Annotated in this window: 15 protein-coding genes and 1 tRNA gene; 4 read left to right on the top strand and 12 right to left on the bottom strand. The window is 30.3% G+C overall.

Annotated elements, in window-relative coordinates:
• The first annotated feature begins 16 nt into the window (after positions 1-16).
• Entirely contained in the window at positions 17-862 is an 846-nt protein-coding gene (locus TOPB45_RS00955) for a universal stress protein (protein WP_013909001.1), read from the top strand.
• On the opposite strand, the gene dnaB is transcribed toward TOPB45_RS00955, so the two are convergent.
• The 7 genes from dnaB to purB all read right to left on the bottom strand — a co-directional run bounded on the left by dnaB (position 859) and on the right by purB (position 5,218).
• Positions 859-2,244 (bottom strand): replicative DNA helicase, encoded by a 1,386-nt coding sequence (gene dnaB / locus TOPB45_RS00960; RefSeq protein ID WP_013909002.1) that lies wholly within the window; start codon positions 2,242-2,244, stop codon positions 859-861. The two genes, TOPB45_RS00955 and dnaB, sit on opposite strands and share 4 nt — an antisense overlap.
• Complete coding sequence (gene rplI, locus TOPB45_RS00965) at positions 2,245-2,691, bottom strand: 50S ribosomal protein L9 (protein ID WP_013909003.1); 447 nt, start codon at positions 2,689-2,691, stop codon at positions 2,245-2,247.
• A gap of 22 nt (positions 2,692-2,713) precedes the next feature.
• Positions 2,714-2,968 carry a 30S ribosomal protein S18 gene (gene rpsR / locus TOPB45_RS00970; protein WP_013909004.1) on the bottom strand — a complete coding sequence of 85 codons (255 nt, stop codon included), beginning with the start codon at positions 2,966-2,968 and terminating at the stop codon, positions 2,714-2,716.
• Between the two features lie 14 nt (positions 2,969-2,982).
• Positions 2,983-3,339 (bottom strand): 30S ribosomal protein S6, encoded by a 357-nt coding sequence (gene rpsF / locus TOPB45_RS00975; protein ID WP_013909005.1) that lies wholly within the window; start codon positions 3,337-3,339, stop codon positions 2,983-2,985.
• A 59-nt stretch (positions 3,340-3,398) separates the two neighbouring features.
• A tRNA-Val gene (locus TOPB45_RS00980) sits at positions 3,399-3,470 on the bottom strand.
• Between the two features lie 37 nt (positions 3,471-3,507).
• Positions 3,508-3,891, bottom strand: coding sequence for a (deoxy)nucleoside triphosphate pyrophosphohydrolase (locus TOPB45_RS00985; RefSeq protein ID WP_013909006.1), 384 nt, complete (start codon positions 3,889-3,891; stop codon positions 3,508-3,510).
• 1 nt (position 3,892) lies between these two features.
• Positions 3,893-5,218, bottom strand: a complete 1,326-nt coding sequence (gene purB, locus TOPB45_RS00990; RefSeq protein ID WP_013909007.1) for an adenylosuccinate lyase — start codon at positions 5,216-5,218, stop codon at positions 3,893-3,895.
• Between the two features lie 121 nt (positions 5,219-5,339).
• On the opposite strand from purB, the gene TOPB45_RS00995 reads away from it, so the two are divergent.
• The gene (locus TOPB45_RS00995) at positions 5,340-6,548 is read left to right on the top strand and encodes a C40 family peptidase (protein ID WP_013909008.1); all 1,209 of its coding nucleotides are present in this window, start codon (positions 5,340-5,342) and stop codon (positions 6,546-6,548) included.
• Positions 6,549-6,552: 4 nt separating this feature from the next.
• Here the strand turns inward: TOPB45_RS00995 and TOPB45_RS01000 are convergent, their stop codons facing one another.
• Positions 6,553-7,521, bottom strand: coding sequence for a GGDEF domain-containing protein (locus TOPB45_RS01000; RefSeq protein ID WP_013909009.1), 969 nt, complete (start codon positions 7,519-7,521; stop codon positions 6,553-6,555).
• A 141-nt stretch (positions 7,522-7,662) separates the two neighbouring features.
• On the opposite strand from TOPB45_RS01000, the gene TOPB45_RS01005 reads away from it, so the two are divergent.
• Positions 7,663-8,037, top strand: a complete 375-nt coding sequence (locus tag TOPB45_RS01005) for a hypothetical protein (protein ID WP_013909010.1) — start codon at positions 7,663-7,665, stop codon at positions 8,035-8,037.
• A gap of 6 nt (positions 8,038-8,043) precedes the next feature.
• Positions 8,044-9,030 (top strand): KpsF/GutQ family sugar-phosphate isomerase, encoded by a 987-nt coding sequence (locus TOPB45_RS01010; RefSeq protein ID WP_013909011.1) that lies wholly within the window; start codon positions 8,044-8,046, stop codon positions 9,028-9,030.
• Here the strand turns inward: TOPB45_RS01010 and tmk are convergent.
• From tmk to TOPB45_RS01030, 4 genes are all read right to left on the bottom strand, one after another.
• Positions 8,998-10,176, bottom strand: coding sequence for a dTMP kinase (gene tmk / locus TOPB45_RS08460; protein ID WP_013909012.1), 1,179 nt, complete (start codon positions 10,174-10,176; stop codon positions 8,998-9,000). The two genes, TOPB45_RS01010 and tmk, sit on opposite strands and share 33 nt — an antisense overlap.
• Positions 10,176-10,781, bottom strand: a complete 606-nt coding sequence (locus tag TOPB45_RS08465; protein WP_013909013.1) for a Smr/MutS family protein — start codon at positions 10,779-10,781, stop codon at positions 10,176-10,178. The genes tmk and TOPB45_RS08465 overlap by 1 nt, the downstream gene beginning before the upstream one ends.
• A 2-nt stretch (positions 10,782-10,783) precedes the next feature.
• The gene (locus tag TOPB45_RS08470; protein WP_013909014.1) at positions 10,784-11,152 is read right to left on the bottom strand and encodes an alanine-zipper protein; all 369 of its coding nucleotides are present in this window, start codon (positions 11,150-11,152) and stop codon (positions 10,784-10,786) included.
• A gap of 72 nt (positions 11,153-11,224) precedes the next feature.
• Positions 11,225-12,655 (bottom strand): RtcB family protein, encoded by a 1,431-nt coding sequence (locus TOPB45_RS01030; RefSeq protein ID WP_013909015.1) that lies wholly within the window; start codon positions 12,653-12,655, stop codon positions 11,225-11,227.
• Positions 12,656-12,681: the final 26 nt, after the last annotated feature.

Here is a 12,681-nt window from a genome sequence, read left to right on the forward strand (position 1 = left end):
AAAGCGGAGGTTTCTTATGTATAGAAAAATTTTAGTTGGACTTGATGGTTCAGAAAGAAGTAGGTATGCCTTAGAAGAAGCTTTAAACTTTGCCAAAAATACTAAAGCTGAAGTTATAGCTATAAGTGTTATTCCTCCCCAAAGAGAATTAGTAAGCTCTTTTTCTTTATTTACTCATATAAAAGATTTTATCAGAAAAAATTATGAAAAAGCTCTTGAAGAAGCAAAAGATTTAGCTGAAGAAAAAGGTTTAACTATCAAAACTGTCCTTGAAGAGGGGAATCCTTATGAAAAAATTATTGAAGTTTCTCAAAAAGAGGGATGTGATCTTATCGTTACAGGAAGAAGGGGGCTTACCGCTTTTGAAAAAATTTTATTAGGAAGTACTGCACATAGAGTTATAAATAATAGTCCAGTTGATGTACTTATTGTCCCTATAAACACCAAAATAAGTTTTAAAAAGATTTTAGCAGCAACAGATACATCTGAATATGGAAATAAAGCAGTTAAAAAAGCAGGAATGTTAGCTAAAAGTTATAACGGAGACTTAGGTATTTTATCTGTAATTAAAATTCCTATAGAGCCTATAATTGATCTTCAAGAAATTTTAGAAACCCTTAAAAAAGAGTTAGAGTCTCATTTAGTTTTTCTTTCAGAAGATATAAGTAACGAAGGGGTTAGGGTGGAGATTTTTGTAAAATATGGAGAACCTCATAAAGTAGTAATTGAAACAGCAAAAGAAATAGATGCAACAGCTATCGTTATAGGTGCTTATAGTTCTGCAAGTAAGAAATCTTTAGGAAGTGTAGGAGAAAAAATAATTGCTCATTCTTTCTGCCCTGTATTGATAGTAAAAAGTTAGATAGGCAAAGAAGTATCTAAGTTTCCAAAAGAAGTATATTGAGGGAAATAATGTAGTTTAACTATTCCTATAGGACCATTTCTTTGCTTTCCAATTATTATTTCTGCAATACCTTTTTCTGGAGTTTCTTTATTATAAAATTCGTCTCTATAAATAAATAAAATTACATCTGCATCTTGTTCTAAAGCTCCTGATTCTCTGAGATCTGAAAGTTGAGGTCTTTTATCAGGTCTTTCTTCGACTTTTCTATTTAACTGGGATAAAGCTATAATGGGGATATTAAGCTCCTTAGCTAAGGATTTTAAACCTGCAGAGATTTCTGAAATTTCTTGCTCTCTTCTTTCTTTTCTTTCAAGTCCTTTCATAAGTTGAAGATAATCAATCACTAAAAGTCCTAAAGGTATTTCTTTTAAAAGTTTTCTTGCTTTAGCTTTTAGTTCTAAAATATTAATTCCTGGGGTTTCATCAATATAAATATGGAGTTGACTTAAGGTTGATGCTGCTTGAGTTATTTTTTGCCATTCTTGAGAATCAAGCTGTCCTGTTCTAAATTTTTGAAAACTCACTTTAGCTTCAGCACAAAGCATTCTTGCACAAAGTTGTTGCTTACCCATTTCTAAGGAAAAAATTGCTGCCCCAATATTAGTTTGTTTACAAGCATTTCTTACAATATCAAGTGCAAAGGCAGTTTTCCCCATTCCAGGACGTCCAGCAAGAATAATCAAATCTCCCTTTTGAAGTCCTGCTGTTAATCTATCAAGATCATAAAATCCAGTAGGAATTCCTGTTATAGATGTTCCTTTTTTGTAAATATTTTCCAAATGTTTTATAGTATCTTTTACTACTTCTTTTAAAGGAGAAAAACTTTCTCTTCTTCCATAATAGGAAAGATCAAAAAATGCCTTTTCTGCATAATTAAGTAATTCTTGGGAGTCCTCTACTGAGTAATAAGCTCTATATATTAAATCTTGACTTATCTTTATAATTTCTCTTAAAATACTTTTTTCTTTAACAATTTTAGCGTAATGAAGAATGTGAGCTGAAGTTGGAAGAAGACCAACAATTTCTGAAAGATAAACTGCTCCACCAGCTCTCTCTAATTCTCCCATTTTATCTAGCTCATTATGAACTGTAACAATATCAATAGGTTCATCTTTTTCAAAAAGAGAAAGACAAGCTGAGTAAATCACTCTATGAGCTGGAGAATAAAAGTCTTCTGGTTTTAAATAATCAATAATTTTAACCAATGAAGAGGGATCTACAAAAATGCTTGCTAAAAGATACTTTTCTGCTTGTAAATCTTGAGGAGGTAAAAATTCTGGGGAAAAGGCAACTTCAGATTGTATTTTTATTTCTTTTTTTGAACGTTTATTAGAAGGCATTTATTTTTCTTCTAATACTTCAACTTTTATATTAACTATTTTATCACTACTTAATTTTATAGGAACCTCAAAAGTACCTAACTTTTTAATAGGTTCCTCTAAAAGAACCTGGCTTTTTTCTATTTCTATTCCCTTTTCTTTTAGCATATTTACAATATCAATCAAAGAAACAGACCCAAAAATTCTATCATCTTCTACAGTTTTTCTATAAACTGTTAAACTTATTCCTTCAAGTTTTTCTGCAAGACTTTCAAGTTTTTTTCTTTCTCTCTCAGCTTTAGCTAATATAATTTTTCTTTGATTTTCTAAAGCTTTAATAGTTTTCTGATTAGCTAAAATAGCTAATCCCTTAGGAATAAGATAATTTCTTGCATATCCATCTTTAACTTTTACTACATCTCCTGCTTTACCAAGTTTAGGGACATCCTTAATTAGAATTACTTCCATATATTCCTCCACCAATGTTTATTTATTCCATTTCTATATCAGCAACAAAAGGTAAAAGAGCCATTATTCTTGCTCTTTTTATTGCAGTAGTTAATCTTCTTTGATGATAAGCACAAGTACCGGTCTGTTTTCTATGTATAATCATACCTTTTTCATTTAAAAAGGGTTTTAAAATTTCTGGATTCTTATAATCAATCTTTAAATTAGGATCTACACAAAATTTACAGACCTTTTTTCTAGTTAAAAATCTTCTCTTTATACTTAAAGTATCATTCATTTTTAACCTCCCTTTTAATTTTCTTTAACCTCGGTACTTTCTTCAGCAGGATCAAATCTTTCTTTTAATTTTACAATAATAAACCTTATTACCCTTTCGTCAATTCTAAAAAATTCCTCCAAATCTTTTGGCAAATCTGCAAGTCCATAAAATTCTATTAAAACATAATATCCTTGTTTTTTCTTTTGAATAGGGTAGGCAAGTTTTCTTAAACCCCACTCATCAATTTTTAAAATTTTACCTTCTTTTGATTCTACGATTTGTTTGATTTTTTCTAAAACCTGATCTTTCTCATCCAATCTTTCTGGATGAATAATAAAAAGGGATTCCCATTTACGGAATCTTTTGACAGGTTTTAACAGTTCAAACATAAGTCCCTCCTTCTGGCCCTTTGGCCCCCTTTAAAAATATAAAGGGGGCAAGGAGTTAATGGGCGGTGCTGGATTCGAACCAGCGACATCCACCGTGTGAGGATGGCGCTCTACCCCTGAGCTAACCGCCCTTTTGAATTATTATTAAATTAATCTATATTTTATTTTTTACAAGTCTCTCTTTATATTTTCTAAAAGTTTTTTATCCGCAGGACAAAGCTCAAGTTCTTTAACTTCTTCAAAGTTAACCCATCTCAATTCTAAAGCCTCTTTAAGAAAAGGTTCTTCTTCAGACTCTATCTCAAATAAAAAAAGTTCTATCTCACCTTCTGGATACTTATAATTTGTCTTACCAAGAAGTTTTTTAACTTTTGGTTTAATACCTAATTCCTCTTCTAATTCCCTTTTAATTGCAGACTCTAAGGTTTCTCCATTTTCTACCTTACCTCCTGGAAATTCCCAAAGTCCTCCTCTTTTTTTATTTACAGGTCTTTTAACAAGTAAAAACCGGTCTCCCTTTTTCAAAAACCCTGCAACTACTTTTAAAGCCATTTTACTCCCCAAAAACCCTTTCAAATATTTTATCCACATATCTTAAATAATAGGAAATATCAAAGACCTTTTCAATTTCCTCTTTACTTAAGAATTTTAAAATCCTCTCATCTTTTAATACTAGATCTTTAAAATTGAGTTCTTTATCCTGCCATACCTTCATAGCTAATTCTTGTACAATTCTATATGCTTCTTCTCTTGTCATTCCTTTTTCAGTTAAACAAAGCATAACCTGTTGAGAAAAAATAAGCCCTCTTAATAAATTAAAATTCTTTTTCATGTTTTCAGGATAAACCACTAAATTTTTTAGAAGCCCTTCTAATCTTGCAAGCATGAAATCAGCTACAGTTGTAGCATCTGGTACAATAACCCTTTCAACTGAAGAATGACTGATATCTCTTTCATGCCAAAGAGCTACATTTTCTAAAGCAGGAATTAAATAACCCCTTAAAAGTCTTGCGAGTCCACAAAGATTTTCTGAAAGGATGGGATTTCTCTTGTGAGGCATAGCTGAAGAACCCTTTTGCCCAGGAGAGAAATATTCTTCTGCCTCTAACACTTCAGTTCTTTGTAAATGTCTTATTTCTGTAGCAATTTTTTCTACCGTTGTCCCAAGAATTGCAAGAGAAGCCATATATTCTGCATATCTATCTCTTTGGACAATTTGATTAGAGATAGGATCTGGTTTAAGACCAAGTTTTTCACAAACATAGGCTTCTACCTCTGGTGGAACATGAGCAAAGGTTCCTACAGCTCCTGATATTTTTCCATAGGAAATATTTTCTAAAGCTCGATTGAGCCTTGCTTCATTTCTTTTCATTTCTTCATACCAAAGTGCAAGTTTTAATCCAAAAGTAATTGGTTCAGCATGAATTCCATGAGTTCTCCCTATCATTAACGTATCTTTAAATTCATAAGCTCTGTCTTTTAAAACATCTTTTATTTTTTTTAAATCCTCTATAATAATTTCCATAGCCTTTTTCATTAGCCATGCCATAGCAGTATCAAGCATGTCAGAAGAAGTCATACCAAGATGTAGATAACGTGCAGAAGGTCCTATAATTTCAGAAAGATGCGTTAAAAAAGCTATTACATCATGTTTAGTTTCTTTTTCAATTTCTTCTACTCTTCTTATATTTTCCTCAGTAAAACCTTTTTCTATATAGGGGATTAATTTTTCCTTTATAATTTGATAATCCCTCTCTGGAACTTTACCAAGCTTATGCCAAGCTTCACAGGCATAAAATTCTACTAAACACCAAACCCTTAATTTTTCTTCAGGACTCCAAAGTTTTGCCATTATAGGTCTTGTATATCTGGGTATCATTTTTCAAGTAACCTCCTTCTTAAAATTATCATATTCTTTTGTAAACAATTATTTGACTTTTTGCTTAATTTTATGTATATAAATATTTTTAAAATTTATCAAATCTGGAAAATTTTTATAGATGGGGAAAAAATTTTTTTACATATTCAGCTTTATTTTAATCATATCTTTTTTTCCTTTAAAAGCTTTTTGTAAATCTCAATCTTTTTATGAACATAATTTAAATTTAAAATTTATTCCTTATTTAGTAAAAAAGGGAGATACTTTATATAGCATTGCTAAAAGATATGAAGTTTCTATAGAAGAACTTAAAAAAATAAACAATCTTCAAGATGAAAGTATTTCTATAGGGCAAATTTTAAAAATTCCTACCAATAAAGAACTTTATTATTCCCAATTTTTAAAAACTTCAAAAAACTTTTCTTCCCAAGAAAACAAACCAATCTCCTATCATAAGGTAGCAAAAGGTGAGACCTTATATAGTATTTCAAAAAAATATGGAATACCTATTCAAGAACTAAAGAAAATTAACAATTTAAAATCTACAAAACTTAAAGTTGGACAAACAATAAAAATATATCAAAATTTGGAAAAAGTAGCAAAAAAACCTGAGGAAAAGGAATTTATATTTTACGAAGTTAAAGAAGGAGATACCCTCTATACTATTTCTCTAAGACACAATGTATCTATAGATTTAATCAAAGATCTGAATGGTATCAAAGATAATGTAATTTTTGTAGGGCAAAAATTAAAAATACCTTACAATCCTTTAGAAGAACCTTTTACTTTAGAAAATCCTGCTATTCGATTTAAAGAAAAACCAAAAGAATTAATATCTCAAAAATTTAGTGTAAACTTTTTATCTAAATCCTTTATTGATGAGAAAGATGAAAACTTACTTAAGAAAAAATTCTTAGAAATTTCCAAACAATTTAGTGATTATTTATATAAACTTGGTGGGAGTGGAAATGGATATTTAGATTGTTCTATGTTTGTAAAACTTGTATATGAAGAATTAGGAATTGACCTTCCTAGAACCTCACGGGAACAATTTTTGGTAGGTATAAATGTAAAAAAAGATGAGTTAATACCAGGAGATCTTGTTTTCTTCTCCAGATACAGAGACAAAGATAATATTTCCCACGTAGGAATTTATATAGGAGACAATAAATTTGTTCATTTTTCTTCAAGAAGAAGGGGGTTATCTATAGATTCTTTAGACGAACCCTATTTTAATGAGAGGTTTGTAGGTGCTAAAAGAATTATAAATGGGGAGATTTTGGAACAATTTTACAAGTTTAGTCGTAAATTAGAGGAAGGAAAATCTTAAATTTTTAAGAATAATGTATTAATTTGAGGGTTTCTCTATCTACTTCATAGGAATTTTCCCTTTCTTTTTTAGCTAACTCTAAAGCTTCTTTGGCTCGGTTTATAAGAAAGGAAACTGATCTTTCCAAGGATATTTCTGGCAAAATTTGGGAAATTCCAATAGAAAGGCTAATCTCTTTATTAACCTCTTCCCACTTTTTAATAATCCTTTCAGCTATTGCAAGGGATTTTCTCCAATTAATGTAGGGAATAATAATTACAAATTTGTCTTCATCATATCTACATACTTTATCAATTTTTTCTCTTGTTGATTTTTGAAGAACCTTAGCAAGTTCCCTTAAAATTTTTTCTCCGCTTTGATGTCCATAATGACGATTATACCATTTAAAATTATCTATGCTTATCATAAAAATTACAAGAGGATATTTTTGTCTTAAAGCTCTATAAGCCTCCTCCATTATAACTTCTTCAAAATATTTTCTATTAAAAACCCCTGTAACCAAATCTTCTCTTTCTATTTTTCTTATTTCCTTAAACATGAGATATTCTTTAAGAAGCTTAAAGATTTTTGCTTTGAATTCTTCTAAGGAAAAGGGTTTTATTATAAAATCATCTACTCCCCAGGAGAAAAAATCTAAAAAATCTACTTTTAAAAGATAAAGATATTCTAAAATCATAAAATCAAGAATTATTAAAATCTTACTTTCTGGAGCTAACGTTTTTATATTAAAAACAAAGCTGGAAAATCCCTCTTTAAGCTCCTTAGAAAGTATTATTAATATTTGAAATTTTTCTTGTTCAAGGTTCGTAAACATTTCCTCTTTTGAAAATGCTTCTACCACATCTATATTAAATTGGGTTAAAAATTTATTTAACAAGGCTCTAAAAGCTGGATCATTCTCTACATACATTAGCGCTTGAACTTTTTCCTTAAATCTTTCTTCTATTTGCTTACATAAATCTAGAAGTTTCAATTTTAAAACTCCCTTGTAAAATAGTTTTTAAATTAAATTAAAAACTATTTATTTCAATCTTTCGGTAAATTTTAGCTATACTTAACTTAAAAAACAAAAATATCTTGATTTTTTAATTTCTTGATTTACACTAAAACCATTATGGAACCTCCAAACAAAGTAGTTGACTTAAAAGATTGGATAAATGCTTTTTGGAATTTCCAAGAAGAGGATTTACAATATTTACAAAATTTAATCATAAAAAAAACACCTCTTGATCCTGAAGAAATAATAAATAATTTAAAAGAAAGGATTAAAACCAGAAAGGCTTTTTATCAAATCTATAAACACCTTCCTAAAAAAGATTTATCTCCCAAAGATTTAGAATGGGCAGAAAAAAAACTTGCAGAAATTATATATAGAGAAGATTTAATAACTGAACTTACTAACAAAATTTTAGATCTTCTTACTTTCTTTGTTGAATCTGAAAAAGCTGTTTTTCCAGAACTTCCGTCAAATCCCTTTTTAGTACACTAATTTTCTATGAAAGAAAAAGAAGTCCTTCTTGAAAGAGCTAAAGAAATTCTTCAAATAGAAAAATTAGGTCTTGAAGAGGTTTCTAAAAATTTAAATGATTCTTTTGTTCAAGCTTTAGAACTTATTTTAAACATTAAGGGAAGAGTAGTAGTTACAGGAGTAGGGAAAAGCGGAATTATAGGAAGAAAAATTTCAGCTACTCTTTCTTCTACAGGAACACCTTCTTTTTTCCTTCATCCAGTTGAAGCTCTTCATGGAGACTTAGGAATGGTCACCTCTGAGGATATTTTACTTGCTATCTCCTATTCTGGAAATACTCTCGAGGTTTGTGAACTTGCTTCTATTCTTAAAAAAAGAAATATCAAAATAATAAGTTTAACTGGAAATCCAGAAAGTAGATTAGCAAAACTTTCTGATATAATTATCAATACCAAAATTCCTAAAGAGGCTTGTCCTTTTAATCTTGCTCCTACTACAAGTACAACCGCCACTTTAGCTTTGGGGGACGCTTTAGCTATATGTCTTTTTGAATTAAAAGGCTTAGGTTCTGAAGATTTTAGAAAAAATCATCCAGGAGGCTCCTTAGGGGAAAGATTAAAAGTAAAAGTAAAAGAGATTATGCTTACAGATGAAAAAATACCTGTAGTTTCTGAAGGTACTCTCTTAGAAGACGCTATAGTAGAAATTGATAAAAAACGATTAGGTTGTGTGCTTATTACCAATTCTTTAGGAATTCTTACAGGAATTATTACAGATGGTGATCTAAGGAGGATTTTTTTGAAGTATAAAACTTACAGTAACTTGAAAGTTGAGGAAGTAATGACAAGAAACCCTAAGGTAATCGAAGAAAATCGTTTAGCTTCAGAAGCTCTTGAAATGATGGAAAAATATCTTATTACGGTTTTACCTGTTATAAATTATGATCAAAAATTAGTAGGAATCTTACATCTTCATGATATTTTAGGAAAGGGGACATTTAAATTTACTATCTAAAAATTTTAAAAGATACTCCAAATTTTCTTCTATAGGCTTTGTAGCATCAATTATTAGATAATTAAACAACTTTAGACATTTTTTATAAGTCTCCATTACTCTCTCTAAAAATTCCCTTTTTTCAAAAATAGTTAATTTTTTTTCACGATTTCCTATTCTTTTAAAAGCAATTTCAAGAGGAAGATCTAAATAAATAACTAAATCAGGAATAGGGGCTATGGTTTCATTTTCTATTAAAAGTTCTTTTAAAGATAAACCTTGAGAACTTTGATAGGCAAGAGTAGAAGGATAGTATCTATCAAGAATGATCCATTTTTGAGCTTCTAAGGCAGGGATAATTATATTTTCTACATGCCATTTTCTATCCTTTAAAAAGAGAAGTTTTAAATCTTGAGGATTACTTTCTTTTTTAATTTTTTTAATCAAAGCAGATTTAATTTTTTCTCCAAAGGGGCCAGAAGTAGGCTCACAAGAAAAAATACAATTTATTCCTCTTTTTTTTAAGGTTTCAAATAAAGCTTTAGCAAAAGTGGTCTTTCCAGCTCCATCTATACCTTCAATTGCAATAAGCTTTCCTTTTCTCAAAAATTCAAATTTAAGTCTATTTTTCAAAAAATCCCTATTTTCCTTCGTAACTTCGCATAAAAAGGCTGGTTCATAATCTCTTACCTTTTTTAAAAAGGGATCTTCTCCTTTTCCAACCGTAGCTAAAAGATATCTTGAAGAAAATAAAAGTTTTTCTATAAAATTACGAAATTTTAAAGATAAAATTTCCATTTTCCCTATTTCATCAATTAAAAAAAAGACATTTTCTTTTCCAAATTCTTTTTCTAAATCTTCTACTACCTTTTCTAAATTTTCTATATTTACTATATATTTTCCCACAAAGGGTTTATCTTTTATTTCTTTGGGATCTATTAAATCCTTTCTTATAGCAAGAATGGATTCTGTATCTGAATTTAAAACCTTTATTTTAAATCCCTTTCTTTCAAAACCTTCTCTTATTTCTGTAGTAATAAAACCTGAAAAATTAAATGAAGATAAATTATTTTTTAAAAATTCAAATAAATATTTTACTAAGGTAGTTTTACCAACCCCTGGAGCACCAAAAATAAAAAATTTTTTTCTGGGAGAATTAAGAAACATTATTTTTTGATAGGTTTAGACGATAAAAGAACGTAAGTTGCTCCCCAACCACCATCGCAAGGTCTTGCTGAACAGTAGGCTAATACATATTTTCTAAATGGTCCTTTTTCTAACCACTCTTTTACTTTATTTTTAAGAACCGGCTCTCTTTTAGAAGAAAGTCCTCTTCCATGAATAATCAAAACGCATCTATCTCCATTTAATATTGCAGATTTCATAAACTCTTCAAAAGCTTCTTTTGCTTTTTCTATGACCATGCCTCTCAAATTGAGAGTTCTTTTAATCGAAAATCTTCCTTCTCTTAAAGCTTTAACTATTCTTTTGCTTACTATTGATTTTTTACCTTCTATATATTCAGAGGTTAACCAGATTTTAATTTCTATTTTTTCTGGAGGCCATTCTTTTTTGAGATCCCAGAAGGCTTTTTTAGGTGAAAATTTCCAATAAAAATTTTTTTCCTTAAGAGGTTTGGAAGTATAAACTATTTCAGACCAATCTTTTTCTTCAACTTTAAAAGGTTTTTCTGAAGGATAATTTTTTTCTGATTTTGAAATATTTAGGGGAGTACCAAGGTACTCCCCTAATTTCAAAAAGGGTTTTTGCATCTTTATTTTTTCAATCCCTTTTCAAAAATTCTTTCACATTTCTGAGCTGCAGTTTCTGCCTTTTGAGCAGCTTCTTCTGCTTTATTAGCTGCTTCAATTGCTTTTTGAGAGGCAGCTATAGCCTTTTGAGAGGCTTCATTTGCGTTAGCTACATCAACTTTAAGTTGATTTATTTGAGTTTTTAAAGCTTCAACCTCTGCTTTTAAACCAGCAAGTTCATTTTTTACTTCTGTTACGCATTCAGGACATTCTGAAGCTTGAGCTACCTTTGGAGCTTCAGTTGCTTCTGGAGCTTTAACAGGGCAAGTACATCCAAAAGCTAATAGCCCAATCAAACCTAATCCAGCTAATTTTAACTTGATATCTCCCATGGCTACCTCCTTTTATTATTTTAATTAAAATTATTTTTAGTAATTTTTAACTTTTTGTCAATTTGAAATTTTTTATCCTTTTATACATCCCATAGGAATAAGTTTAGCAACTTTTTTAGTTAAACCAGCTTTACAAGTAGCATTAATAACTTCATTAACATCTTTATAAGCTTCTGGAGCTTCCTCTGCAAGTCCCTTTTTTGATTTTCCGATAACAATAATTCCTTTTTTTCTAAGTTTTTCTATTATATCATCTGCTCTAAAAGATTTTATAGCCTGATGTCTACTCATAGTTCTTCCTGCTCCATGGCAAGCAGAACCAAAAGCCTTTTCCTCTCCTTCAGAGGTTCCAACTAAAATATAAGATGCTGTTCCCATAGAACCGCCTATTATAATCGGTTGTCCTACTTCTCTATAAGCTTTAGGTAACTCCTCTCTTCCAGGTCCCCAAGCTCTTGTTGCTCCTTTTCTATGAACATAGAGTTTAAGTCTTTTACCATTTACTTCATGATACTCTACTTTACAGGTATTATGGCTTACATCATAAAGTACTTTTAAATGAATCCCGGGAAAAAATTTTCTAACAACCTCTCTAACTAAATGAGTTATTACTTGACGATTAGCAAGAGCACAATTTACTCCACATACCATAGCTTTAAAATATTGTTCTCCTTCTGGTGAATTTATAGGTGCACAGACTAATTCTTTTTCTTTTATAGGTATTCCATATTTTCTTGCTGCTTTTGCTAAAATTGGTAAATAATCGGTTGCTATTTGATGCCCAAGAGCTCTTGATCCACAATGGAAAGTAATAACTACCTGGTCTTTGAATAATCCAAAAGCAGAAGCAGTTTTTTCATCATAAATTTCTGCTACATATTGGATCTCAAGATAATGATTCCCTGAACCGAGGGTACCTATTTGTCTATGTTGTCTTTTTTTAGCTTCCATAGAAACGTAAGAAGGATCAGCACCAGGCATACATCCTTTTTCTTCAATATATTCAAGGTCTTCAAGCTCTCCATATCCTTTCTCAACAGCCCATTTAGCTCCCCCTACTAAAACCTCATCTAATTGAGAAGGAGATAGTTTTATTTCTCCTTCAGAACCAACACCAGAAGGAACTGTTTCAAAAAGTTCTCTAACAAGTTTTTCTAAATAAGGTTCTACTTCTTTTTTAGTTAATGGACTTAGAAGAGTTCTTACTCCACAAGAAATATCGTATCCTACACCACCAACTGAGATAATTCCTCCTGCATCTGGATCAAAGGCAGCTACCCCTCCTATAGGAAATCCATAACCCCAATGAGCATCAGGCATAGCAATAGAGGCTTTTACAATACCAGGTAAACTTGCCACATTGCAAACTTGTTCATAAACCTTTTCATCCATCTCTTCAATGAGTTTTTCATCAGCAAAAATCTTTCCGGGAACTTTCATATCCCCATAAGGAGGAATTTCCCATTCATAATCAGAAATCTTTTTTAGCTTTTTTAGCTCCATATCTTTTCCCTCACCCTAAAAAATTT

Source organism: Thermodesulfobacterium geofontis OPF15 (genome assembly GCF_000215975.1).
Classification (GTDB): Bacteria; Desulfobacterota; Thermodesulfobacteria; order Thermodesulfobacteriales; family Thermodesulfobacteriaceae; genus Thermodesulfobacterium; species Thermodesulfobacterium geofontis.

Excerpts from the sequence above, each read along its gene's own strand:
- rpsF (WP_013909005.1), bottom strand. The coding sequence starts at position 3,339 with ATGTTTGAACTGTTAAAACCTGTCAAAAGATTCCGTAAATGGGAATCC.
- tmk (WP_013909012.1), bottom strand. The coding sequence starts at position 10,176 with ATGTTTCTTAATTCTCCCAGAAAAAAATTTTTTATTTTTGGTGCTCCA.
- TOPB45_RS00985 (WP_013909006.1), bottom strand. The coding sequence starts at position 3,891 with ATGGCTTTAAAAGTAGTTGCAGGGTTTTTGAAAAAGGGAGACCGGTTT.
- dnaB (WP_013909002.1), bottom strand. The coding sequence starts at position 2,244 with ATGCCTTCTAATAAACGTTCAAAAAAAGAAATAAAAATACAATCTGAA.
- TOPB45_RS01010 (WP_013909011.1), top strand. The coding sequence starts at position 8,044 with ATGAAAGAAAAAGAAGTCCTTCTTGAAAGAGCTAAAGAAATTCTTCAA.
- purB (WP_013909007.1), bottom strand. The coding sequence starts at position 5,218 with ATGATACCCAGATATACAAGACCTATAATGGCAAAACTTTGGAGTCCT.
- rplI (WP_013909003.1), bottom strand. The coding sequence starts at position 2,691 with ATGGAAGTAATTCTAATTAAGGATGTCCCTAAACTTGGTAAAGCAGGA.
- TOPB45_RS00995 (WP_013909008.1), top strand. The coding sequence starts at position 5,340 with ATGGGGAAAAAATTTTTTTACATATTCAGCTTTATTTTAATCATATCT.
- TOPB45_RS08465 (WP_013909013.1), bottom strand. The coding sequence starts at position 10,781 with ATGCAAAAACCCTTTTTGAAATTAGGGGAGTACCTTGGTACTCCCCTA.
- rpsR (WP_013909004.1), bottom strand. The coding sequence starts at position 2,968 with ATGAATGATACTTTAAGTATAAAGAGAAGATTTTTAACTAGAAAAAAG.
- TOPB45_RS01030 (WP_013909015.1), bottom strand. The coding sequence starts at position 12,655 with ATGGAGCTAAAAAAGCTAAAAAAGATTTCTGATTATGAATGGGAAATT.
- TOPB45_RS01005 (WP_013909010.1), top strand. The coding sequence starts at position 7,663 with ATGGAACCTCCAAACAAAGTAGTTGACTTAAAAGATTGGATAAATGCT.
- TOPB45_RS00955 (WP_013909001.1), top strand. The coding sequence starts at position 17 with ATGTATAGAAAAATTTTAGTTGGACTTGATGGTTCAGAAAGAAGTAGG.
- TOPB45_RS08470 (WP_013909014.1), bottom strand. The coding sequence starts at position 11,152 with ATGGGAGATATCAAGTTAAAATTAGCTGGATTAGGTTTGATTGGGCTA.